Annotated in this window: 16 protein-coding genes; 7 read left to right on the forward strand and 9 right to left on the reverse strand. The window is 30.4% G+C overall.

The genetic code is table 11. The annotated features are described in order from the left end of the window. Nucleotides 1-346 precede the first annotated feature (346 nt). Entirely contained in the window at nt 347-1,516 is a 1,170-nt protein-coding gene (locus tag ACICP0_RS02935) for an IscS subfamily cysteine desulfurase (RefSeq protein ID WP_395479843.1), read from the reverse strand. Between the two features lie 958 nt (nt 1,517-2,474). On the opposite strand from ACICP0_RS02935, the gene suhB reads away from it, so the two are divergent. Further along, nucleotides 2,475-3,272 (forward strand): inositol-1-monophosphatase, encoded by a 798-nt coding sequence (gene suhB, locus ACICP0_RS02940; protein WP_395479844.1) that lies wholly within the window; start codon nt 2,475-2,477, stop codon nt 3,270-3,272. Between the two features lie 488 nt (nt 3,273-3,760). Here suhB and ACICP0_RS02945 read toward each other — a convergent pair whose 3' ends face one another. The 4 genes from ACICP0_RS02945 to ACICP0_RS02960 are packed head-to-tail and all read right to left on the reverse strand — an operon-like array spanning nt 3,761 to nt 7,145. After that, nucleotides 3,761-4,606 (reverse strand): metal ABC transporter permease, encoded by an 846-nt coding sequence (locus ACICP0_RS02945; protein WP_395479845.1) that lies wholly within the window; start codon nt 4,604-4,606, stop codon nt 3,761-3,763. A 4-nt stretch (nt 4,607-4,610) separates the two neighbouring features. Further along, entirely contained in the window at nt 4,611-5,471 is an 861-nt protein-coding gene (locus ACICP0_RS02950) for a metal ABC transporter permease (protein WP_395479846.1), read from the reverse strand. Then, nucleotides 5,464-6,225, reverse strand: coding sequence for an ATP-binding cassette domain-containing protein (locus tag ACICP0_RS02955; RefSeq protein ID WP_395479847.1), 762 nt, complete (start codon nt 6,223-6,225; stop codon nt 5,464-5,466). Before ACICP0_RS02955 ends, ACICP0_RS02950 begins: the two co-directional genes overlap by 8 nt. Then, nucleotides 6,222-7,145 carry a metal ABC transporter substrate-binding protein gene (locus tag ACICP0_RS02960; RefSeq protein WP_395479848.1) on the reverse strand — a complete coding sequence of 308 codons (924 nt, stop codon included), beginning with the start codon at nt 7,143-7,145 and terminating at the stop codon, nt 6,222-6,224. The genes ACICP0_RS02955 and ACICP0_RS02960 overlap by 4 nt, the downstream gene beginning before the upstream one ends. A 298-nt stretch (nt 7,146-7,443) precedes the next feature. Between ACICP0_RS02960 and mntR the strand changes: the two genes are divergently transcribed. After that, nucleotides 7,444-7,914 carry a manganese-binding transcriptional regulator MntR gene (gene mntR / locus ACICP0_RS02965; protein WP_395480260.1) on the forward strand — a complete coding sequence of 157 codons (471 nt, stop codon included), beginning with the start codon at nt 7,444-7,446 and terminating at the stop codon, nt 7,912-7,914. A gap of 1,589 nt (nt 7,915-9,503) precedes the next feature. Further along, nucleotides 9,504-11,000 (forward strand): MFS transporter, encoded by a 1,497-nt coding sequence (locus ACICP0_RS02970; protein ID WP_395479849.1) that lies wholly within the window; start codon nt 9,504-9,506, stop codon nt 10,998-11,000. Nucleotides 11,001-12,530: 1,530 nt separating this feature from the next. Here ACICP0_RS02970 and emrD read toward each other — a convergent pair. Next, nucleotides 12,531-13,715, reverse strand: a complete 1,185-nt coding sequence (emrD, locus tag ACICP0_RS02975; protein WP_395479850.1) for a multidrug efflux MFS transporter EmrD — start codon at nt 13,713-13,715, stop codon at nt 12,531-12,533. 467 nt (nt 13,716-14,182) lie between these two features. Here emrD and fpr point away from each other — a divergent pair, with 467 nt between their 5' ends. The 4 genes from fpr (at nt 14,183) to pta (ending at nt 20,310) form a co-directional block, all read left to right on the forward strand. After that, entirely contained in the window at nt 14,183-14,929 is a 747-nt protein-coding gene (fpr, locus tag ACICP0_RS02980) for a ferredoxin--NADP(+) reductase (RefSeq protein ID WP_395479851.1), read from the forward strand. 632 nt (nt 14,930-15,561) lie between these two features. Further along, entirely contained in the window at nt 15,562-16,329 is a 768-nt protein-coding gene (gene tpiA, locus ACICP0_RS02985) for a triose-phosphate isomerase (protein ID WP_395479852.1), read from the forward strand. 571 nt (nt 16,330-16,900) lie between these two features. Then, nucleotides 16,901-18,106 (forward strand): acetate kinase, encoded by a 1,206-nt coding sequence (locus tag ACICP0_RS02990; RefSeq protein WP_395479853.1) that lies wholly within the window; start codon nt 16,901-16,903, stop codon nt 18,104-18,106. Nucleotides 18,107-18,147: 41 nt separating this feature from the next. After that, the gene (pta, locus tag ACICP0_RS02995) at nt 18,148-20,310 is read left to right on the forward strand and encodes a phosphate acetyltransferase (RefSeq protein WP_395479854.1); all 2,163 of its coding nucleotides are present in this window, start codon (nt 18,148-18,150) and stop codon (nt 20,308-20,310) included. 842 nt (nt 20,311-21,152) lie between these two features. Here the strand turns inward: pta and thiQ are convergent. From thiQ to thiB, 3 genes are read right to left on the reverse strand one after another with little or no spacing between them, the layout of a single operon-like run. Next, the gene (gene thiQ / locus ACICP0_RS03000; RefSeq protein ID WP_395479855.1) at nt 21,153-21,881 is read right to left on the reverse strand and encodes a thiamine ABC transporter ATP-binding protein ThiQ; all 729 of its coding nucleotides are present in this window, start codon (nt 21,879-21,881) and stop codon (nt 21,153-21,155) included. After that, nucleotides 21,865-23,487, reverse strand: a complete 1,623-nt coding sequence (gene thiP / locus ACICP0_RS03005) for a thiamine/thiamine pyrophosphate ABC transporter permease (protein ID WP_395479856.1) — start codon at nt 23,485-23,487, stop codon at nt 21,865-21,867. The genes thiQ and thiP overlap by 17 nt, the downstream gene beginning before the upstream one ends. Nucleotides 23,488-23,540: 53 nt before the next feature. Further along, nucleotides 23,541-24,527: a thiamine ABC transporter substrate binding subunit gene (gene thiB / locus ACICP0_RS03010; protein WP_395479857.1), complete on the reverse strand. Its 987-nt coding sequence runs from the start codon at nt 24,525-24,527 to the stop codon at nt 23,541-23,543. Nucleotides 24,528-25,935: the final 1,408 nt, after the last annotated feature.

Here is a 25,935-nt window from a genome sequence, read left to right on the forward strand (position 1 = left end):
TAAAATTGATAAAACCATATCATAGTCATTACATTGACTTTTGTTTTGTATAAAAACAACCGATTAAATAGTAGCTCAAAAAAATAGTATAATATCATATAAAATATTTTTTTGTGTGTTACCTTACCAGAAACAATCCATATTGTGTCATTCTATATTGTGTCATTATCATTCGGTCAAAATAAGTAATTATCATGACATTATCATCATATTTGTGATAAAATTGTATTATAATAATTAGATAAAAAATTAAAGATATCAACAAATTTGAATACGTAAGTAGATCATTTACTAACTAGTAAATGCAACAACACCATGTTGGATAAAATATATTTAATAATATTGCTTAATGTGAAAAAGCTTTGAGTTTACGTAAACGCAAGATAGCCATTTGAACTTGCATAATAGCATAGTCTATTTCTTCGTCAGTAGTAAATCTTCCTAATGAAAAACGAATAGAACTGCGGGCTAATTTATCAGATACACCCATAGAACGCAAAACATGAGAAGTTTCAAAACTTGATGCAGCACAAGCAGAACCCATAGACACAGCTAGATTTTTAAGCTCCATGATTAATTGAGCACCGTCTATGTCGCTAAAACTGACATTAAGTAATATCGCCACGCTTTGTTGTAGATCACCGTTGACTGTCATTCCATCAATCTTTTGAAAACCTTTTAACAACCTATTACGTAAAATACGTAAACGTAACATGTCAGTTTGTAATTCCTGAGATGCAAGACGATAAGCTTCTCCCATTCCTACAATTTGATGTACTGGAAGCGTCCCGGAACGCATACCACGTTCATGTCCGCCACCTTGAATTTGGGCATCGATATGTACTTCCCGCGGTTTAAGACGTACAAAAAGACCACCAATCCCTTTTGGGCCGTATACTTTATGGGCACTAAATGACATTAAATCTACTGGTAGTATCATAAGATTAATGGGTAATTTTCCAACGCTTTGAGAAGCATCTACATGGAAAAGTATACCTCTAGAACGGCATAATGCACCCAATGCTGAAATGTCTTGAATAACGCCAGTTTCGTTGTTAACATGCATTAAAGAAACAAGAACAGTATCATTACGTATGGCTTCACTTAATTGTTGTGGCATGATAATGCCATTACTCTGAGGTGTTAAGCATGTAACAGTAAATCCTTCTTTTTCTAAACACTTACAAGTATCAAGTACTGAATGATGTTCGGTTAAACCAGTAATGATATGTCGACCTACGTTACAATAAGCATGAGCGACACCTTTCAAAGCAAGATTATTCGATTCTGTTGCACCAGAAGTAAAAATTATTTCAAGCGAATCTACTCCTAGCAGATCTGCAATATGATTACGGGCAATATCAACAGATTCTGCTGCCTGCCAGCCATAACGATGAAATCGAGAAGATGGGTTGCCAAAAATTCCATCTAAAGTCAAATATTGCATCATCTTTTCAACAACACGAGGATCGACCGGTGTCGTCGAAGAATAATCAAGGTAAACTGGTAATCTCATAAAATTTTTTTATTTCATATATTATAACAATGTGTTTTTAAATAAGCTGAGTATATATTACGATTTTGATAATCAAATAACATACTGTGTACAATATACACATAAGATTATAAAATACAACGGCCATAAGTATAATAAAATTATTGTGCATAAAACAGCTTTAAAATAGCTACATTCAATAAAAAAACATAAAAATTAACGATTTATAAAAACTAATTATTTTTACAAATCGATCTTATTTCATAAGAAATAATGTATCGCAATCATATTGCGCTATGTAAAATTAAAAAATAGTCCATTAAAGAGATAATGAGAATATCTTTCTTGTCCATTAATCACTGAGATCGATTAATACTATGAGGTTTTTAAACATCTAACGTTATTAATTTAAATAATATTTACATAAGTTAATTAACTCTAAATTAATTATTCGAGTTTAATGTTGTTAATTACCATTATTTATCTGTCGTTAACATCCAATAAAATGTTCTAAATAAAACTAGAAGCATTTAAAATTTTTTTAAAATTTCTATCAGTAAATTTAAATATATTAATTAGGACATAAAACACCGTACTTAGATTCTAGCGTCTAATCTGCTTGATAATTCACTTGTTAATATGATTAAAAAACTATATACACCGAATGTCGAGAATAAAACTCTTGTTGCCTTATTGAAAAGATATACTTTATAAATCGGATTGTTCTAAAATTATATGCTGCTAATATAAATAATACAAGAATCTTGTCTATATCTTACTCTTTTATAGTAAAAAAGATAATATGAATTTCAAAATATAAAAGATTTTGATTAAAATAATGTAAATTTAAATAAAATAAATGTTTTACATCGATGTAAAACAACTGCTTGTTTATTAAAGAACGATGGAAACGTATTCTGATTTCTGGTAAACTCTTTACCACTCAGGATATTTAATATTTTCATGGGTAAAATATTTTATGCATCCAATGCTGAACATTGCTTGTCGTAGCGCAAGAAAGGCTGGAAATTTAATTGCTAAGTATTATGAAACTTCTAGTACTATCACTGTTAACCAAAAAATAGAATTTGATTTTATTACCAACATTTATCAAAAAGTAGAACATTTAATCGTTGAGATCATTCACAAATCTTATCCGCAACACATTATCATTAGTGAAGCAAATGCACAGTTGCTAGATACAGATAACAATGTGCAATGGATTGTAAATTCATTAGATGGAATGGCTAATTTTATAAAGCGCTTGCCACATTTTGCTATATCCGTTGCTGTACGTACTAAAGGCTATACTGAAGTTGCTGTAGTATATGATCCTATGCGAAACGAACTTTTTACCGCTGTGCGAGGCCAGGGAGCACAGATGAATGGTTATCGCTTGCGAGGAAGTATTGCTCGTACTTTAGATGGCGTAATTTTAGCTACTGGTTTTCCAGTACTACAGAGACAATATTATCATAATTATTTAATTCTATTGAGTAACTTGCACATACAACAAGTTGATTTTCGCTGTACAGGTTCTGTTGCTTTAGATCTTTCTTATGTTGCTGCTGGACGAATGGATGGATTTTTTAAAATGGGTTTGAAACCATGGTCTGTGATCAGTGGAGAATTGATAATACGCGAAGCAGGTGGTATAGTCACTGACTTTTCTGGCGATCATAATTATTTTACTTCAGGCAATATGATTGCTGGAAATCCTCGTATTCTCAAAGCTATTTTATTAACTATGAATAAAAAATACAGACAAAATATTTAAATATTAATTTAAATTATTGTTAATGTTTGTTTTATTATACTTTAAATATAAAATTTTCATTTTGAATTAATTGCACTTTATTTTGAATAATTAATTCAAGTTTGTCCACTTACCAAGTGTATTTAATAGTTTTCTAAGTGTTCTAAAGAAATTTTTCTACATATAAAAGATAAATATTTCAAGATATTATAAATAATAATTCCAGATGTAATTTGAGTTTAATTTTTCTAAAAAGAATAAAATCTAATCACACTACTATATAACATATATTTATTCTATTCATCATCAAAAAAATTAATACCTATAAAAAAATTATAAAAATATTTATATTATTGAAAATATATATTTTGATATAATATAGACAATGTATTTGATGTTAAAAAATGTTTTTTGATGAATATCAAGTTTTCATACCATTATAAACATACAAATACTTAGTATTTTAAGATTAAATCTTGAACATATCATAGTATTATTAATTCATTGAATTAAATATATTTTAATTTATGTGGTCTATTGATGATATAGCGTCGTAATGTCAACGCTACTAAAAATAGTAGGCTTTGAATCAAAACAATGCATGGTCCAGTGCTCACATCACAATAAAAACTGAGAAGAGTACCGTTAATACTAGAAAACGTCGCAGTTAATAAGGATAATTTCAGCATTGCATCAAAGCTTTTACATAAAACTAACGCAGTAATTCCAGGAGTAATCAACATCGCGATTACCAAAAGCACACCCACGGCTTGTAGGGCTGCTACAACCGTTAGTCCTATTAATGATAGAAATCCATAGTGTAATAATGGAATAAAAAAACCCAACACTGTTGTTTGTCTTAAATCAAAACAATATAGTACTAAATCTCGTCGCTTCAATAGTAATATTAAAGTTACCGTTATGGAAATAATTAGAATATGTAAGAATTCTTGTATAGGAATCCCAAGTATATTTCCAAATAAAATATGGCTTAAATGTTGATCTGTATCAATACGAGCGAACAGAACCAGACCCAATCCAAACATTCCGGTATATATTATTCCCATTACTGTATCTTCTTTTAAGTGACTATGATTTTTAATATAAGCAATAGTATATGCACAGATCAAACTAGAAATAAAAGCACCTAAAGACAGAGGTAGACCAGAAGCACAAGCTAATACTATTCCTGGTAATACAGCATGAGAAATTGCATCGCCCATTAAAGACCAACCTTTTAAAACCAAAAAACAAGATAATACCGCACAGACAATGCCAATTAATAACGCTACTAAAAGCGCACGTTGCATAAATGAGTGACGTAAAGGCTCAATTAAATATGTAACAATAAGCATAATATTAATCTTTTCCTAAAAAACGACGTCGTTGATGTCGTCGAATGGCTAACAAGCCATGACGTGGTGCAATTAACCAACTTACTAAAAAAAGAAAAGTTTGTAGAGTAACAATCACTCCACCAGTGACTCCATCTATGAAATAGCTTAGCCACGTTCCGATAGCACAAGTAAACGAACCAAAGCTAATTGAAAATAAAATTAACCATGAAAATCGATCAGTTATCATCCAAGCAGTAGCACCCGGAGTCACTACTAGTGACATTACTAAGATTGCGCCAACAGTTTTTAATGCAACAATAATACTAATGCCTAATAGACCAAAAAATACTAATTTTAGGCACAAAGGTGTTAAACCTATAGAACGAGCATGAATTTCATCAAAAAAAATTGCTAGTAAATCTTTACGTATACAAATTAGTACTATTAGCGTTATGATGCTAATCCACTTTACTTGACATATATCTGAGTCCGCGATGGTCAGAATATTGCCAAATAAAATTGTTTGTACGTTAGCAGAAGTAGGATACAGCGATATAATGAGTAGCCCAGCTGCAAGAAATGTAGAAAATACATAGCCGATAATAGCATCTTCACGCAGATAAGTTAAATGTCGCATTAGAGCCATAGTTAATGTTGCAATCATACCAGTAGCGAAAGCACCAAAAACATAGGATAGATTGAATACATAAGCCAGTGCTACTCCAGGCATGACAGAGTGGGATAAAGCATCTCCAATTAACGACCATCCTCTTAGGATCAGAAAAGACGACAAAAACGCACAAGAGGCACCTACTAACGCACTGGCTATAATTGCATTTCGCATATAAGCATAGTTTAGTGGTTCAAGTGCTAATTCAAACATTGTTTGGTACTCCTGACAAAGGCGGAAAAAATGTACTACCAAATGTACGTTGTAAATTATCAATAGTAAAAATGTCTGAAATTGGACCAGAATCTACTAAAATTTCATTAATCAGTACTGCCCAGTCACAAAAATAAGGTACCTTCCCAATATTATGAGTAGATATTAAAATTAATCTTTTTTCGTCACGTAGCGTTTGTAATAGAGTGATAATGTTATCCTCCGTTTGATTATCAATGCCAGTAAAAGGCTCGTCTAAGAGTAATACTTGTGCTTGCTGTGCTAATGCCCGTGCTAAAAAAACTCGTTTTTTCTGACCACCAGATAATTCGCCTATCTGCCGCCTACGTAATTCTTTCAGACCAACACGGGACAGTGCTTGATCTACTTGATAATAATCTTCTTTGGAAGGTCGACGTAGCCAAGATGACATCTTTCCATACCGTCCCATCATTACTACATCATCTACTAAAACTGGAAAATTCCAATCAATATCCTCATTTTGCGGTACATAAGCTACTTGACTTTGACGTAGAGCTTTTTTTACTGGAAAACCATTAAGGCGAATAAAACCATCACTAGGTTTTACCATCCCAATAATACTCTTAAAAAGAGTGGATTTTCCACTACCATTAATTCCTAGTAGTGCACAAAGCATGCCTCCTTGTAACGTTAAACTGGCGTTACGTAAAGCAGTATGTCCATTATTATAGGTTACCGTTAGATTACTTATTACCAGTGTTGCAGAAGTCATTGTCCGAAACCTTTAGCGATAGTATCAACAGTAATATTTAATAAATCAAGATATGTGGGCACTGGTCCACCAGCAGCAGATAAACTATCTACATAAAGAACTCCGCCATAACTTGCACCGGACTCTTTACTGACTTGACGTGCTGGTTTATCAGAAACTGTACTTTCGCTAAATACTACAGGTATGTGATAATGTCGCACTATATCAATGACATTTTTTACTTGTTGTGGTGTACCTTGCTCGTCGGCATTAATCGGCCACAGATAGACCTCACGTAAATGGTAATTATGAGCTAAATAACTAAATGCACCCTCACTGGTTACTAACCAACGTTGATCGTCAGGTATTTTAGCTAATCTAGCGCGTAGCATGGCATCAATAGCCTTAATCTTTTTCGCATAGTTACGTGCATTATGATTATAAATTTCCGTATGAGATGGATCATATTTTACTAATGCTTTAAGAATATTTTCAATATATACCAATGCATTTATCGGTGACATCCATGCATGCGGATTTAATGTATCATGGGAAGTACTATCACGGATTAACATTGGATTAATACCTTCAGTAACTACCACCGAGGGAACATCATAAATATGATTAAAAAATCGTCTAAACCAAGACTCTAAATTCATTCCATTCCAAAGTATCAAATCTGCTTTTTGAGTTTTAGCGATATCACGTGGTGTAGGCTGATAATTATGAACTTCTGCACCTGGCCTAGTAATTGAATGAACTTCAGCTGCATGTCCTGCAATTTGTTGAGCCATATCTTGAATGATAGTAAAAGTAGTAATAACTTGAAATTTCTTTTGTGCCCACACTTTGCCTGTAAATAATAATAATATAATGAAATAAAGAAAATATAAAATAAAGGATGATCTGGTTAACTGATCAGGCTGTGGAATATTGGCCATGGAAATTATCTCGTTTGATGACTAACATATTAAAATATGAATTATTTTACTTTTATGAAATAACAATTATATCTATATCCTATAATTTTTATTATCCTTAAGTTAAACCTGTGAAGCTAATTACTTAATAGATAGATATAGCATAGGCTATATTAAATAGTAATAAAGAAATTAATTCAAAAATTTTGTACTTATCCTTTCTTTGTTTAGAATATAAAACCAAGACGCTATGTGTTTATTTTGTTCCGTGAAATAATATCTATGAGCTTGGTAATCTATGACGATAACGAGAACAGGTATGACCCAAAATGATTTATTTTCTGCACTATCCAGTGATCTCATGCTTTTGACTGATGTACAAGAGCATGTACAGGGATTTTTGCAAGTACGAGAAGCGCACCGACGAGAGCTGATGGAAGATTATATTGAGCTAATAGCTGATTTAATTTACTATCGTGGCGAAGCACGCCAAATAGACCTAACGGCAAGATTAGGAGTATCACAACCGACAGTAGCTAAAATGCTAAAGCGATTAGTCACTACAAGATTAGTAATACAACAACCTTATCAAAAAATTTTTTTAACTGATGAAGGAAAAACATTGGCGTATGAAAATAGTATGCGTCATCAAATTGTAAAATCTTTCTTATTAGCGCTTGGTATTAGTGAAGAAACAGCACGCCGAGATGCAGAAGGAATTGAACATCATGTTAGTTATGAGACGCTACAAATTTTTCGAGGATTTTCTGATATTATTGAACACTGTTAGTTGCATTTATATTATTGGCTAATTAATTTTTAATTAAATTAAAATTTAAGATATACATTGAGCTGATATACCACTAGATAATGTAGACGTCTTATGCATCATTATAAAACTAGTATATTTATTCAAAAATAATTATTAATTATTTTATCAAAATTTTACAAAGGCTACATATTTCTTATGCTTGCTATTTTAAGTGTTCATTTTCAAATGAAATGGATATGCATTTTGTATTCAATTGATGATAACAATCAGAATGAATGTAGTATGTTCAAAATTCAATAAAACTATTTTATAACTATATCAAATATGTTAATGTTTCTAACATTGATAGTAGAAGCACAAGTCAAATATTGAGTTTTTATGTTTTTAATAGATTACGAATTCATGGTTACACTATGTGATTAACGGCATAGCATTATAGTAAAGTACTATATTGTAATGTAATAACGTTTTTTTGATCAAAATGCCCACATAATGACAATTTGTTATTTAAAGAGTAATATCTCTTAAAAGAAAAATTATTATTTCTTTAAAATCAACATTCTTTTGAGAAGCAGTATATTAATTCATTATTATAGATATAAAATTTATTAATGCATATTCGTACAGTTAATTTAACTCTAATCTGATTGATTTATTAATAACAGTGTATATGTGATAATAGTTGTTATGGCTTTTAATTTTTAAGATGATGTCATATTATATTAAAATCAAAACATTATTAATGTATAGGCATGTTAACGTGCATTCGTTGCTACTATCATACTTTTATAAATAACTAATGTTAACCTCTGGCTTCAAAAAATCTAAGATAAATAATGAGTTGCGAGCTTATTATAAAATAGACCACATATAAATAGATGATGCTTTTTAAATATTTTTTGATTGTTTAGATAACACTCAATATATTTCTAACTAATGATTAGGTTAGACAAACGAGATTATACGGATAATTTATACAGCTAAATCCATTACTTTCTAAGCAATATTAACAACATCATTGATCGATATAGATAGTCTTCTTTTATCTTCTGATTATTTAGTTGTTATAAATATTAGTACATTATGTATGTATACTATTTCGTGTTTGATTCGATAATACAATCGGTGATTGCTTCATAGCTAGAGGAAGGTACGCCTTTCATAAACTTGCTTCATACTCAGTTTGCAAGTTTTAACTATCGTTCTTACCATGAGATGAATGAGACGTAGTTTACTAAAAATCAGCAATATTTAAGGAGAATACTTCTAAGTATTTAAGTAAAATGCCTCCTACCTCATTGCATTATAGAAAATGAATAATAGTGATCTATTTGACGATAAATTAGTTAATTCTATTCTTTCTTTAAAAGATGATAATGTCGTCACTTCCGTTGATTGTGACAATGCGAATCAATATTCGAACCTACTACTATGAGTAGACCATCTTAGCTTAAAGTAACTATAAAAATTTAAAATTTAACTACTTGTGAAGTGGACAGATGAACCGTGAAATTTAGTTTTATAAATATTTTAGTGTAATTCAAAACATAATTAGTGTTATATACATATGCCAATTATATATATTTTATCACACGAGTAGTCAACATATGTCTAAAAAATGGCTTATTTTAGCTGTTATTATTCTGATGTACCTACCAATTTCAATCGATACGACTGTGCTGAATATTGCTGCACCAAAATTGAGTATAGCATTGTCTGCTAGTGGGAATGCGCTACTATGGATCATCGATATTTATTCTCTGGTTATGGCTGGTTTATTACTTCCGATGGGTATACTAGGCGACCGTATTGGTTATAAACGCTTAGGGATATATGGACTGCTGTGGTTTGCTCTTTCTTCTTTAGCAGCCGCATTAGCCAACACTATTGTACAACTCATTTTAGCTCGTGCTGCATTGGCAATAGGTGCATCTATGGTATTACCGGCTACATTGTCTGCAGTACGTAAAACTTTCACAAATGAAAGACAACGTGGTATCGCATTAGGCATTTGGGCTTCAGTCGGCACCACCGGTGCAGCAATGGGCCCATTAATAGGCGGCTGGTTACTAACTCATTATTATTGGGGATCAATTTTCTTAATTAACCTACCAGTTATCGCCATTGTATTGCCAGCAAGTTGGCTAATCATGCCCAAACAACCAAAATGTACATCACAACCTTGGTCGATTAAACAAGCATTAATGTTAATTACAGCAATTCTACTGCTGGTTCTGGCAATTAAACATGGACTCTGCGGAGATGGATGGCAGACACTTAGTGCAGGCTTAATTGGTTCGTTTATATTGATAGTTTTTTTACGTCATCAACTCAGATCGCCAACACCCATATTAGATCTTAGTTTATTTCGTGAATGTGTCTTGAGTACTGGGATTATCATGGTAATAATATCTCTCATGACACTAGTAGGTTTTGAATTACTTGTGGCACAAGAACTACAATTTATCCATCAGCAAACTCCATTTCAAACGGGTTTGTTTATGATGCCGCTAACACTAGCAGCTAGCATCTGTAGTCCACTAGTTAGCTGGTTAGCATCTGTATTGGGATTGCGTATTCTATCATCCTATGGTATTGCATTATGTTCATTGAGTTTTTTTGGTTTATCACAAATTGATTTTGTGGATCACATTAAAATTGCATGGGGATGGATGATGTTACTGGGCTTCAGTCTGCAAATGTCATTGCTAGCATCAACTGCCGCTATCATGAGTGTTGTTCCTCCACAAAAAGCAGGTGCAGCTGGAGCGATTGAAGGAATGGCTTATGAATTAGGTGCTGGACTAGGCGTCGCTATTTTTGGTATGATGCTAACCAGTGGTTATTCCGCTACTTTAGTACTCCCATCTACATTAGCAGATGGCTTAGCGATTCAAGCAACTTCTTCAATTAATGCCACGTTGCAGGTAGCAGAAAGACTAAATATCGTAGAAGCTGATCTACTTCGCCAACAAGCAAAAATGGCTTTTAATCAGGCTCATAGTCGAGTTTTAACTACTTCTGGTATATGCTTAGCTATTTTAACATTAGTAGTCTGGTATTGTATGCCAACTCAACGTGTTTGTTCTTCTGTTCAACATTGAAATAAAATATATTATATTTAATAAAAGTATACTTACTTAATAAATAGAGGACATGAATGCATCGCTATTAGTTTTATCCTAGTTTTTTGAAAAATCTTCTTGCTTGTTCGAATAAATATAGAACATAAGATGCTTATTTTTTCAAAATTATTATTCGATAATATCGTCAACAAAAATTATTAAACTTCAAATTGAAAAAACATGCGAATAATTCGTATACATCTTTTGGAACATTATCATGTAACTTATTATTACTATAGCTATGTTTATAAATTTTTCAAATAAGAAAAACAGGTTTTAAGTTATCATGTATTGATTTAAATCAATAGTTTAATAAATATTGTTTTTAAAATTAATAATAAAAATTATGATTTCGTCTTTTTTTAAAACGATACAAATCTTTATCAACTTCACATTACAGTATTGGCTGTAGAAAAACTTATGAAATTTAAAAACAATAAACCATTATTTTCATTGAAATGAAAATGAACTAAAATTTAAGATTATGAGTATAGATCTCAATTACCTTACTCATTCATATAAATTTAAAAAATATAAAAGTAAATATATTACAAGACTATAAAGAACCAGTAAGATTAAATTTAATTATATTGTTGAATATGTAATAATCTCTGCTTCACTTAACTTAAACACAATCATGTACATATATTTTCATAAAAATATGCATTACAATATCTAGGGATCAAGGCTAAATTTTATACCGAAGATACTAAAAGATACTAAAATTAAGTGAATATTTTATTTTTAAAAGTTAATATATTACATATATTATTACTATATAAATAAACTAACACAGATGCATCTGATGCAATTTTTTTAAATTAATATTTTTGTAATAATAGGTTATATCTAACTTTTAATGATAAATAATATAATAACAAATTATTTTTAGAGCTTTTTAAATAACGATAAACATCCGTACAAACACATATGATTTTTTTGATTTTTTAGATATGTAAGAGAGATAAAAATATTTGATATAGCTCTCTTATATTTTTATATATGCGCTCTTAATATGTTTTGATAACATAAGTAATGATATTATAAATGTTTTTATATTTAAGTAATGTTAACTTATTGTCAACAACAAAATTAATAAAAATATTATTTTATTTAAAATAAAACCAATTAAAATTGAAACATACTAATCTAATTTATTTTTTTGATCTCATTTAATGAAATTACAGTCTTTTTATTAAATCATATTTTACTAAAAGTTATTGAATAATATGCTTAATTAATATTTGCTAACATAGATCATCCTTTTTAATAAAAAATAAATGATTTGTTTAATAATCAGTCAGTAAAAGTATTATTGATACTAATGTTATAAAGAAATTCTGATAGTTTGATTGTACTAGAAAAATATTGTAAGAGCGATAACGCTACTATATAGCAGCGTTTTAAATCTAATTTTATATTTAGCATTATAAATAAAAATTAAAATTTTCTCATTAAAACTTAATGTTCACATAATATATAAATATGCTATAATATACCTACTTGTTGTTAAATAGTTTCAGAACTTCGACGATGAAAAATATGAGATAGAGGTAACCAGCACACTAAAATTAACATTCCCATCGAGAACATGATCATACCAAGACTAAACTGATCATATTGTGGTAACAAAGAGGAGCAATATGCTATTACTCCCGATCCGATATTCTGTAAACCACCAACTAAAGCGCCAGAAGTACCTGCCAGATAAGGATAGGGTTCCATAGCTCCAGTAGTTGCTAATGGAAATAACATACCAGCACCAAAGAAAAATAAAATGGCCGGTAATATTAAAGTCCAGATTTTCATTATACTAAACCAAGCTGGTAGCCACATTAAAATGCTTGCTAGTAAACAACATAGTACAGCCCGCCACATTAGTTCATTGAATGGTGCGGAAGCTTTTCCAGCGTACCAAGCACCGAGAAATGCACCTGGTAATGGTGTAATAAATAATATACTAATTTCTTGACCAGTTAACCCCATATTATTCAGTAATATGCCACTACTGGCTTCAAATGAAACTATGCCAGCTAAACTACCAATTAGCATGAGCAGATAATGATTGAACGTCTTATTACGTAATAAACGATAACAGTCAACAATGGAATTATTGGTAATAGACCAAGCAGGGCATGTTTCAGGTAGATAAAACCAAACCAATAAGGTAACACTAGCACTTAAAAATAACAAGAATGAAAAACAAGCACGCCAATTAAACCAATCAGATAATACACTACCGATTATCGGAGCTAACAATGGACTGACTAATACTCCCATATTTAGAAGACTATTGGCTCGACGTAACGCTCTACCATTACAGATATCTCTTGGCAAAGTACGTGCCATTACACCACCTACACCAGTTCCAATACCTTGAATGCCACAGGACAAGGTTAGTAATAACAATGAATTACTAAACATAGCTAGCAATGTGCCTAAGCAAAAAATAGCCATACCATTTAAAATTACTGGTCGACGACCTATTCGATCGGAAAGAGGACCGTAAATCAACTGCGATATTCCATAGCACAATAAATAAGCCGCCATTAAACATTGTATTGATCCTTCGCATACCAATAAATCACGTGCAATTTTTGGAATGCTAGGTATATAAATAGTCTGTGCCATTTGACCTACAGCTACTAAGACGATCAATAACAGAAAAATATAAATTGGGCGCAAATTTGTCATGATAATAAATTAAATAAATGACCTAGAAATAGAAGTACCAGTTCAACTGAATCAGAATAAGAAATAAAATTGTTTAGAATAAAAAATAAATTATGAAACATACCAAGTAATTTGTCTATTGAAAGAATCCCACCATATTATGAATATCACATATTATAGACTAAGTCTAGTTTAACCTTCTATTTTAAGTTAATGTTATTAGCATATTGTAATATTTAATAATATATCGAAAAAATTATTATTTAATATACTGTCAATATGAGTTTTAAAGTTTAATTCAATAAGCTAATGAAAGTAGCTACTAACATAAAGTATGTGTTGCATAAAATCTATGAAAAACAAGTTACATGGAATATAAATTTTTTTTAAAAGGTACTGACTATATCTGACTTTATGCTATAATCATAGATTGAACGATTCTAATTACAATGATAAATTATTTAGACAATACAGGAAATTATATAGTTATGGTTGAGTGGGTTACTGGTAATGTAGTACAAATTAAATACTGGACAGATAGGCTCTTTAGCCTTGTTATACATGCTCCTATTAATACTTTCAGTGCCGGACAATTTGCTAAACTTAAATTAGATATAAATAATAAAAATATTCAGCGTGCTTATTCCTACGTTAATGCACCATATAATGAAAATCTAGAATTTTATATTATCAGTGTGCTTGAAGGAAAACTGAGTCCTCGATTACATGCACTTAAACCTGGAAACAGTTTAATGATAACGAAAGATTCATCTGGGTCTTTTATTCTAAAAGCTATACCATCTTGCAAAGAACTTTGGATGCTAGCTACAGGAACTGCTTTAGGACCTTATTTATCAATTCTCGATCAAAGAGATGATCTTGATAGGTTTGAACGAATAATACTTGTGCATGCAACTCGTTTTGTTCAAGATTTAAATTATTTAACAAAAATGTTGGAACTTCAACGAAGTTATAATGGAAAACTGCGTATTCAAACAATAGTCAGTCGTGAGCAAGCTCCAGGATCCATTACTGGTCGTATTCCAGACTTAATAACAAACGGCGCTTTAGAAAAAGCAGTAGATACCAAACTTGATGCACGCAGTAGTCATGTGATGTTATGTGGTAACCCAAAAATGATACATGATGTACAACAACTCCTTAACATTAACTATGATATGCATAAAAATTTTAAACATAGACCAGGTCATGTTACCAGCGAACACTATTGGTAATTGTTTAGTTGTTACCCGATCCAATAGGTATATTAAAAACTAATATACATAGATGGAAATAAACTTTAAAGTACAATTTCTGATATTCAACTATGTGGTCATATATAATGATTTCCATTATTTTTTGAGGGGGCAACATTATGGTAATTGCAATTTCGTTCATCAAAAAATATTTCGAATTGAGAAGACGATTACATCATTTTTTCTGATGTGTTCATGGAAATCTATTTTGTTTCTTTTGAGTTTAAAAAAAATAAAAATAAAGTTATTAAAACTAATAAGTTATTTGTCTTTTTTTAAAAAAATTCATTTTTGTCATTATACCCAATGACTTTGATTTATATAAATAATAGTCGGCACATAAGGATATCAATGAAAATTGCTATAGTGTACAACATTAGCAACATGAAAAAAATTATGATATATGGATTGACTTGTTAATACAACGCAACATTTGCATTAAAAAATACCAGATACTTAAAAATAACAATCAAGTTTTATTAGAGTTAACTAATATTAAGTTGCTTGTCTTTCTTACTTATAGTTAATAATAAAATTTATTTTAGTAAACTTAATCTAGTAAATAACATTTAAAAGATACCTTTTTATTTTTTTAGATTAGAGAAATGATCATGAGACGTCCGTTAGTGATAGGCAACTGGAAACTGAATGGTAGTAAACATATGATGTATGAGTTTATTGTAACCCTACGCAATAAACTTAGTAGCATGATTGATTGCGATGTTGTTATTGCACCGCCTGCGACTTATCTCACCTTGGCAATGCATTATTTAGGTACAAGCCAAATTTCGATAGGAGCACAAGATGTTGATCTTCATTTATCCGGAGCTTTTACTGGAGAAATTTCTGCAAAAATGCTCCAAGATATTGGCGTTCAATATGTTATTATTGGTCATCATGAACGCCGTACCTATCATAAAGAAAATGATGAATGCATTGCTAAAAAATTTTCCGTACTAAAAGAATTAGGGTTAATTCCAGTATTGTGTATTGGTGAAACACAAGTGGAAAATGAACGTGGTCAAACAAAAGTTGTCTGTGCGAATCAGATAGACGCAATACTAAATAAGTTAGGTGTTATAGCATTCTCAAATGCTGTTATTGCTTATGAACCTGTTTGGGCTATTGGTACTGGAAAGCCTGCCATTCCGTGGCAGGTACAGATGATACATAAATTTATTCGAAGTCATATTGCCCAGTATAGTATATCAATTTCAGAACAAGTTATTATTCAATATGGTGGTTCAGTCAATGCTGACAATGCATTAGAATTATTTAAATATTCAGATATTGATGGCGCATTAGTTGGTAGTGCTTCACTTCAAGCTGAAATTTTTTCATTAATTGTTAAATCGGCCATAGAAGCAAAACAAAAATAATTTAAATTAAAAAATTTTACTGTCGTTTAACACGCGCTCTTTAATGTAAAAATATGATTATTTAAAAGTTAACGTATTGAATTCATTAGTTGATTAATTACTCTAAAACACTAAGTAATCCTCTTAAATTTAATAAGAATTTTTTTATTTTATATAAGGTTAAACGATAAGTATTATCGTATTATATAATGTCTCAATTAAAAATATCACATAATTTTCACTTATTTACATAATGTGATATGTTCTTTTTTTATATTATTTTATTATATATTATTTATATGCAAATACATTATCTATTACTCATAGGTAATGTATTTGCATATGTTATCTATTATGACTATTTATCTTCATTTAAATTTACATATAATTTTAAGCTAACTATTATTTTTATTGCGTTATAATTCTGTCAATTATATTTGGGCTTCATAAATTCATCACTATTTAGATATATTATTAATTTAATGATTATTAAATCATCATATATATGATCTATATCATAAAGATCAAAGTTAAATTTTACTATATTTATGAATGAGTTATAGTATATGATATATATCAGATAGGTGTTTTAATGTCAAGTAAACTCATACTAGTTCTTAACTGCGGAAGTTCATCTTTGAAATTTTCTATTATTGATGCTTTTAATGGTAAAGAGCATATTTCCGGACTTGCTGAATGTCTTAACTTACCGGAAGCACGTATCAAATGGAAACTAGATAACGTTGAGCAGGGAAGAGTAACATTAGGTACTCATAGTGCGCATCGTGAATCGCTGCATTTTCTAGTAACTACTATACTAAAACAGAAACCAAAGCTATCGGAACAATTAACTGCAATTGGTCACCGAATTGTTCACGGTGGTGAACGTTTTACTCAATCTACCATTATTGATGATGACGTCATACAAAGTATTAAAAATGCTATCCCATTCGCACCGTTACACAATCCTGCACATCTTATTGGTATTCATGAAGCCTTAAAGCAATTTCCCAAATTGGCCAATAAAAATGTAGCAGTTTTTGATACTGCTTTCCATCAAACCATGCCAGAAGCTTCATATCTTTATGCCATTCCTTATACGTTATATCAAAAATATGCTATTCGTCGTTATGGTGCTCATGGCACTAGCCATTTTTATGTTAGCCGAGAAGCAGCTAAAATATTAAATAAACCAATTGATCAGCTCAATATAATCTCGTGCCATTTAGGTAATGGTAGCTCTGTATCTTCTATTTGTAATGGAAAATGCGTCGATACATCTATGGGCTTAACACCATTGGAAGGTCTAGTCATGGGAACACGTAGCGGTGACATTGATCCAGCAATCATATTCTATTTACATAATACCCTGGGAATGTCTATTAATAAAATTAATAGATTATTGACTCAAGAATCTGGTTTGCTTGGATTAACTGGCAATACTAGCGATTGTCGATATTTAGAAGATAACTATCAAAAAAAAGAGAATGCTAGACGTGCTATGGATGTATATTGTCACCGTTTAGCTAAATACATTGGAGCTTATAGTACCTTAATGGAAGGTCATCTAGATGCGGTAATTTTTACAGGAGGTATCGGTGAAAATGCAGCAATGGTGCGTAAATTATCATTGAATAGATTAACATTACTTGGTTTTGAGGTAGACGATCATCGGAATGTAAAAACATGCTTTGGACAAAGCGGAACCATCACAACTGATACTAGTCGTCCCGCTATCGTTATTCCAACAAGAGAAGAATTAGTTATCGCGCAAGATGCAGCGCGATTAACTGCTTAATAAATTCAAACTCTATAAGTAATGAGGTTAGATAATAATCTATGTCTCGTGTGATCATGTTAATTCCTACTAGTATTGATGTCAGTTTAAATAGTATCAGTCTTGGACTGAGCTATGCCATAAAACAAAAAGGCATTAGTCTAAGTTTATTTAAGCCTATCGGATTACCTATACTCGATAATAAGAAATTTGAATCTACTGTGCATAAGACGATGTTTAATGACTCTATTATTCGTCCTTGCAATCCTCCTTTGTCTATGAATTATGTTGAATATTTGCTCAGCTCTAATCAACAAAATGTACTGATAGATAAAATTGTAACTTGCTATCATGAAAATATCCAAGAATCTAACATAGTCTTAATTGAAGGTTTGATTCTTACTAGTAAACAGCAATTTACTATGATGCTAAATAATGAAATAGCATGGGCATTTAATGCTGAAATTATATTAGTACTAGAATTGAGCAATTATTCTGCTGAATATATAAATAAATTGATTAATCTTGTATGCTTAAATTTTGGTGATAGTCAAAACAAAAATACAATTGGAATTATAGTAAACAAGATAAATGCCCCAATAAATAAGCAAGGTCAAATTTATTCTAATTTATTAGAATTATTTGAAAATGATAATACGGAAAATAATGCTACTATGGATCAATATTCTCTATTTAAAAATAGTTCATTACCAATATTAGGTTATATTCCTTGGAATTTTGATCTTACCGCTGTACGGGCTATAGATATAGCGCGTCATCTAGATGCATTAATAATTCAAGAAGGTACAATATATACTCGTCGAGTAAAATCGGTAGTTTTCTGCACGTATGGTTTTCCAAATATATTAGAAAATTTCAAGCCAGGATCATTACTTATAATTCCGGCTGATCGTTTTGAAATGTTAATAGCCGCATGTCTCGCTGCATTAAATGGCATAGAGATTACTGCAATTTTACTCACCGATGGTTGTGAAATCGAGCTACATATTCGACATTTATGCGAACGTGCTCTAAAAACTGGCATGTCAATATTTAGTGTAAAAACTAATATTTGGCAAACTGCACTTAATTTACAAAACTTTAGCTTAGGTATTCCGCCTGATGACCATTGCCGAATGGAAAAGTTACAGCATTATATTGCTAGTTATATTGATGTGGATTGGATTAAATCTTTATCAAATGTATCAAAAAAACCTCGGCGTTTATCTGCAGCATCATTCCGATATCATTTAAATACATTGGCGCGTCAAGCAAAAAAATGTATTCTTTTACCTGAAGGTGATGAAGAACGTACTATACAGGCAGCTTCTATTTGTGCCAAGCGCGGTATTGCCAAATGTATCCTGCTAGGAGATCCAGAACAAATCAAACACGTGGCTAAAAAACACAATGTTGAATTATGCAAAACAATAAAAATTATCGATCCTTCAATGATTCGAAGAGAATATGTGAATCGTCTTATGGAATTACGTAAAGCACAGGGGATGACTAGATCCATGGCATGCGAGCAGCTAGAAGATAATGTGATGCTAGGAACATTAATGTTAGAACAAGGAAAAGTAGACGGTTTAGTATCTGGTGCAGTGCATACTACAACACATACCATCCGTCCATCTCTACAGCTTATCAAGCCTATCTCTCAAAAATCTTTATTAGTATCTTCAATTTTTTTTATGCTTCTTCCTGAACAAGTTTTAATCTATGGAGATTGTGCTATTAATCCCAATCCATCTGCTGAGCAATTAGCAGAAATTGCTATTCAATCAGCTGATTCTGCTGTGGCGTTTGGCATTGAACCGTATGTCGCAATGATATCCTATTCTACCGGTAACTCTGGTGCTGGCAATGATGTAGACAAAGTACGCAAAGCGACTCAGTTAGCAAAAAATAAACGACCAAATTTAATGATTGATGGTCCATTGCAATATGATGCTGCTATTTTAAGTGACGTTGCTTCATTGAAAGCACCAAATTCTCCAGTGGCTGGAAAAGCTACGATCTTTATTTTCCCAGATCTAAATACAGGTAATACTACCTATAAAGCAGTACAACGATCAACAAATATAATTTCCATTGGTCCAATGCTACAGGGTATGCGAAAACCAGTTAATGATCTTTCACGCGGTGCTTTAGTAGAAGACATAGTGTATACGATTGCATTAACTGCTGTACAGTCTAAACAGATGGAAGGATATAAATCCTAATAATATCCACATTAAAATAATTAAATTTAATGTAGAAAAGATATCGGCTAAATTTGGTTGTGGCTGATATTTTAAACTAGTACTTTTTTAAAAGTAAACTTAACTTTAAGTTAGACTAGATTAAATTGATCATTTCTAAAAAAATAGAGATAATTAAAATGTATATTTTTTCAAAACAATAATAGATATGATTTTCTTCAAATTATTTTAATGCAATAAATTAAAATAATCTATTATTAAATCGACATCATTAAAATGATGTGTTTTAAATGTTATTTCAGTTTAACGTTTATAACATTAAACGCACTAAAAATAAAAATTTTTATTGAAGTCTAGTCATGATTAATTCATTAGTTATACGATAAATTGACATAGAATTGTTAATGAGAAAATAAATTTACTATTAATATATGAAGTATATGGTATTATATTGAATAATTTGATCAATATCACATACTATAATATGGCTATATAACCCATTAAACAAATTGATACTTTATATTAGTAAATGCAATAATTATCGATGGTCAATTTATAACTTATAATTATTTTTTAAATATTAAAATAATCTATTAACTATGTGATATACACTCTATAAAAAATATACAAAAACTATGGTCAATATAAGTTCATTACGTAACTTAACTAAGTTATTGACATTATGACTTTAATAAAAAATATCCGGAATATTGATAATATACGACAAATAAAAATTAATAAATAAAATTCGCCTTAGTAAGAAAAATAATTTTAATTAATATTTATTAAGTAATTTACAAATTAATAAGATAAAAATTAAAAAAATAGATTTCTATAGGATCTATATAATTTCATTACAGTTGTTAATATTTAGAGTGAATTATTGATGTTGGATTAATACCAAGAATAACTGCTTCTGGGATTTCGCCATGCATCAGTTTTATAGTGAGGCCATCGTAATAAATTTGTCCATTGACAATTAATACGGTGCGTGGTGCTAATTGGAGAACATCATCTAGATTATGTGATACTATAAGTAGTGTTATTTTTCGAGATATACAAATATCATTTAACAAATGAATCATTTCTTTACGTAAAGCTGGATCTAATGCTGAAAAAGGTTCATCTAGTAACAATATAGGTTTTTTACGCACTAAACAACGGGCGAGAGCAGTTCGTTGTCGTTGACCACCAGAAATCTTTAACGGTTTTTGATCTAATATACTATCTATGCCTATTTGTTGTGCAATATATTTCAAATCTTTTCGTTGAGAGGATGTCAAATGCAATCCTGAGTTTAATCCAAGGCCAATATTTTCTTCTACCGTCAAGTGTAAAAATAAATTATTTTCTTGAAAAAGTATTGATACTGGCCTATGCCCAGGTGGAGTTTCATTATGTTGTACACCATCTAACCATAGATTTCCGCTACGTAATGGCAAAAATCCGGCGATCAAATGTAAAAAAGTACTTTTCCCGGAACCACTTGGTCCAAGTACTGCTACTTTTTCACCAGCATCCAATTGTAAATTGAATTGCATAGGATTCAAACTATGATGATAATACCAGCTTATTCTATCCAGAATGATCATGAATTTTCGAACATTTTTCTAATATACTAAATAGTAAAAAACACAGAGTTAATAATAAAAGAGCAGTAACCGCACTATCTTGGTTATGATAAGATCCTATCTGCTGATAAAGATAGAGTGGTAACGTCCTAAAGTTTTCATCACCAAAAAGAGCAATGCTTCCAAAATCTCCTAATGATAAAATACTAGCAAATGCTAACGTTTGGCCGACAGATTGTTGTAATGCACGACGTTCTATTAGACATAGTCGGTTAAAACCACCAATATTTAATGAAAGACACAATTTATGATAACGTTCAGCAATATTTTGCATCGAACCTTCTAATATTTTTAATGCATAAGGAATAGCCATAAGGGCATTAGTTAATATTACTACTAGTATCGGTGATGTTAAAAGTCTACTATACTTTGTAGATAACAAAAATAATCCAGTCGATAAAATTATACTCGGTATTGATAAAATCGCTACTCCACTTAAATTTAATAATTGCGCACTCAATTTATATTGACGTAAACGTAACTCACGACTACTCCATAATAACATTCCTGTTAAAATGAGGCATAACACACCTGATCCCAATGCAACATATAGAGAGGTAAATATAGCTTTCCAGAGTTCTATATTTCGTATTACTGTTAGAAAATTATTATTAAGACCATTAATTATAACTGCTAATAAGGGTGGAATTAAAAATAACAATGCTAAACAAATAACTAAGTTATCTCCTAATCTACCCTGAATCGCATATTTTTGATCAAATTGGCTTGTGTAATATGAAACACCAATTGGAAATTTTTCAGTAAGTCGTTGGCTAACGATGGCGAATCCAATGCTGCACATCATTTGTAATAATGCAAGTAAAGCAGCACGACTCATATCAAAATCGTATCTAAGTGACTGATAAATGATTACTGCAAGGGTCGTTGTACGTGGACCACCACCTAATATTAATACAATACTAAAACTGGAAAAACATAATATAAAAATCAATATGACTGACGGTAAAAGATTATAACGTAGGCAAGGCCATTCTACTAAACGAAAAAATGAACTTGCAGACATTCCTAATTGAATAGCCAATCGTCTTTGTTCAATTGAAATACTTTCTAGTGCTTGAAGCAGAAGTCGAGTTGCTAGTGGAAAATTGAAAAATACATGTGCTAAAACAATGCCGTTAAGACCATACAGAGAAACATTATAAGTTAGATGTAAACCATGACATAACTGTGCTAACCAACCTTGTTGACCAAAAACACTCATGATACCGAAAACACCTACAAGAACTGGAAGTACTAATGTCATGCTGCAAAAACGGAGCAGAAATGTACGGCCTGGAAAGTCGCGGTGATATAGAGCTTGTGCTACTAATATAGCTGGCAAAGTAGAAAGTAGAGCTGAAATAAGAGCTTGTGTGAATGTAAAAAGTAACACATGCCATAAATAACGATCAGCTAATATGGAAATAAATTGATGGGATTGTGCCTGGTATAAGATAGCAACAAAAATTGAAAAAATGATAAATATAATTAATGTAGATGCTAATATTCCTGGCCATAGCCAATAGGGAAAATATTTACATCGTATTTTTGTAAGGAATAATCGCATGTGCATTCTATTGTGTTCTTAAAATATATATCGCCAAAAATTTGTCATAATTACTACACACTGACGGCTTTTTGCCAGTCTTTAATCCAACTAACACGTTCAGTTGCTATTTGTTTTGGAGTAAAACTTACGATTTTTCGAGGAGGTTTTTTGAAACCTATTGGCAGGGGTATATCAATAACTGGATACATCCAACTTTTGGTATAAATATTCTTTTGAAAATCTGGCGTTAGAATAAATTGCATAAAGAGATTGGCAAGATCTGCTTTTTTACTAATTTTTAATTGAGCAGCCACCTCAACCTGTTGATAATGTCCGTCACTAAAACATGCAGCTACATAGTAATCTTTGTTTTCTTTGATAATATGATAGGCTGGTGAAGTAATGTAACTTAACACTATATCTGCTTCTCCTTTTAAAAAAAGGTTATAGGCTCCACTCCAACTTTTCGTTATTGTAAGGGTTTTTTTTGACAATTTTTTAAAAGCATCTGATGCATTATTATTACCATAAATTTTTTGCATCCATAGTAATAAACCTAATCCTGCTGTACTAGATCTAGGATCTGGGTAGATAATTTTCATTGATGAATGATTATTTATTAATTCATTCATGCTACGAGGAGGATTTTGTAGTTTTCTTTTATCGTAGATAAATGCAAAATAACTGTAATCATAAGGTAAAAAAATTTTATCATTCCATCCACCAGGCAGTTTAAGGTTTTGGATATTAATATCATGCGGTGCAAATAAATCGGTTTCCCGCGCTGCCTGTATTAGATTGTTATCTAATCCTATTACTACATCTGCTTGACTATTGTGTCCTTCTATGCGTAACCGATTTAGCAAATCGATACCATCTTCGAGTGTAATAAATTTAAGTTTACAATCGTACTTTTTTTCAAATGCATTTTGAATTTCTCGTCTAGGACCCCATTCAGAAGAAAATGCATGATATGTATATATCGTCAGAGTGGACTTAGCTAGTATCGATGTAGAAAAAGTTAACAGTAAACAAAATAACCATTTTTTTGTTAACACGTTAATCTCCTAAAATATAAGGTTATCTACCAGTGTTAAAATAGTATCGATTGAATTTTTCATTAATATGAAAACATTAGAAGCAAATTAGAACTATTCTAGTATGTTAGTATCTTAAACTTTAAATAATAAGGGAACAGAAAAATAAATAATTTATTGTGAATTAATATGAAATATTAATTACATTAATATAGATTAAATCTACATATAAGTTATCATAAGCTTGCTCTTTAATTACTATTAAATGATATTTGAAATCATTTTATTTGAGTATAGTAATTTTGAAAAAGAACTTATAAAATTCAAATATTGGTTACATTGCATTGCACTATCACTCTCTATGATTGAGTACATTGAAGTTCCTAAGTACACTTCGATTATCTTAAATATGATTTTTTGTTGTATTCTCAATCTAAACAGCTATTTTATTTATCCAGATAGATAAACTAAGCTAAGTGTTAAGTTTAATATGACTTTATGCTGAATTTTATTCAGTTTAGTAAAAAATTGATTTATCCATTATATTTTTTTATCTACATTAAATTATATTAAATTCGATAGTTATCGAATCATTACCTATATATCTAGATGTAATGATATATCATAGATAATTAGTAAAAAATCAATGGTATTAATATAAATGAATAGAAAAGTGCCACATTAGTATCAATGTGACATTAATCAATTATAATTCATTTTTTTTACCTCTTAATATTAAATATAATATTATAATTATAATTATGTTTTCATCTCGTGTTGTTTATCAATATATTTGTAATGGAACAATAAAAGATGTATTGATAGAAAATATATAAGTTTAATAGTGAAGATTTATTTCATATATCAAAAAAATGAAAAGAGTATGCTCAAACAGCAGTTAATTTTCTTGTTATGCGTTGCGTATCCTACATATTTTTTTATAAAATAAAACCTACATTTTATATTTTCTATTACAATATAGGAGCAATATCCAATATATTACAACCCTATCAAGTTTCTTTGATTTTATATAATTATGTAAAAATTTATTTTAGATAAGTATGAAATGTACTCTAAAATATAAAAAATATACTTTTTATGTTATCTATATTTCAATATTTTTAAAAGAAAATGAAATATTTTAAAATTTATATATAACTTTTTCATAAAACTAGATCATCTATAATTTTTAATTATAAATGTTTAACTAATATTTAACTATTTATACTATACATCTCAAACTTATACATTTTCTAGTATCACTTAGGATTTTATGTCAGTAGTTTTAACATGGTTAAACTCTCTAATTTAACTATTAAAACTAAAATAGGTTAATTTAAAATCGTAAAAATGAAAGAAGAGGGAATTATGTAAAGCTGAATGAAATCGCGCGTTTAACTCATATTTTACGAAAAATTGATAGCACGTG

The organism is Candidatus Curculioniphilus buchneri endosymbiont of Curculio glandium (assembly GCF_964275155.1).
GTDB lineage: Bacteria > Pseudomonadota > Gammaproteobacteria > Enterobacterales > Enterobacteriaceae > Curculioniphilus > Curculioniphilus buchneri.

Bases quoted from the DNA above. Each gene is read 5' to 3' on its own strand.
- emrD (WP_395479850.1), bottom strand. From the start codon at position 13,715: ATGACAAATTTGCGCCCAATTTATATTTTTCTGTTATTGATCGTCTTA.
- suhB (WP_395479844.1), top strand. From the start codon at position 2,475: ATGCATCCAATGCTGAACATTGCTTGTCGTAGCGCAAGAAAGGCTGGA.
- thiP (WP_395479856.1), bottom strand. From the start codon at position 23,487: ATGCGATTATTCCTTACAAAAATACGATGTAAATATTTTCCCTATTGG.
- tpiA (WP_395479852.1), top strand. From the start codon at position 15,562: ATGAGACGTCCGTTAGTGATAGGCAACTGGAAACTGAATGGTAGTAAA.
- ACICP0_RS02960 (WP_395479848.1), bottom strand. From the start codon at position 7,145: ATGGCCAATATTCCACAGCCTGATCAGTTAACCAGATCATCCTTTATT.
- ACICP0_RS02945 (WP_395479845.1), bottom strand. From the start codon at position 4,606: ATGCTTATTGTTACATATTTAATTGAGCCTTTACGTCACTCATTTATG.
- ACICP0_RS02955 (WP_395479847.1), bottom strand. From the start codon at position 6,225: ATGACTTCTGCAACACTGGTAATAAGTAATCTAACGGTAACCTATAAT.
- ACICP0_RS02950 (WP_395479846.1), bottom strand. From the start codon at position 5,471: ATGTTTGAATTAGCACTTGAACCACTAAACTATGCTTATATGCGAAAT.
- pta (WP_395479854.1), top strand. From the start codon at position 18,148: ATGTCTCGTGTGATCATGTTAATTCCTACTAGTATTGATGTCAGTTTA.
- ACICP0_RS02990 (WP_395479853.1), top strand. From the start codon at position 16,901: ATGTCAAGTAAACTCATACTAGTTCTTAACTGCGGAAGTTCATCTTTG.
- fpr (WP_395479851.1), top strand. From the start codon at position 14,183: ATGGTTGAGTGGGTTACTGGTAATGTAGTACAAATTAAATACTGGACA.
- thiQ (WP_395479855.1), bottom strand. From the start codon at position 21,881: ATGATCATTCTGGATAGAATAAGCTGGTATTATCATCATAGTTTGAAT.
- ACICP0_RS02935 (WP_395479843.1), bottom strand. From the start codon at position 1,516: ATGAGATTACCAGTTTACCTTGATTATTCTTCGACGACACCGGTCGAT.
- ACICP0_RS02970 (WP_395479849.1), top strand. From the start codon at position 9,504: ATGTCTAAAAAATGGCTTATTTTAGCTGTTATTATTCTGATGTACCTA.
- mntR (WP_395480260.1), top strand. From the start codon at position 7,444: ATGACCCAAAATGATTTATTTTCTGCACTATCCAGTGATCTCATGCTT.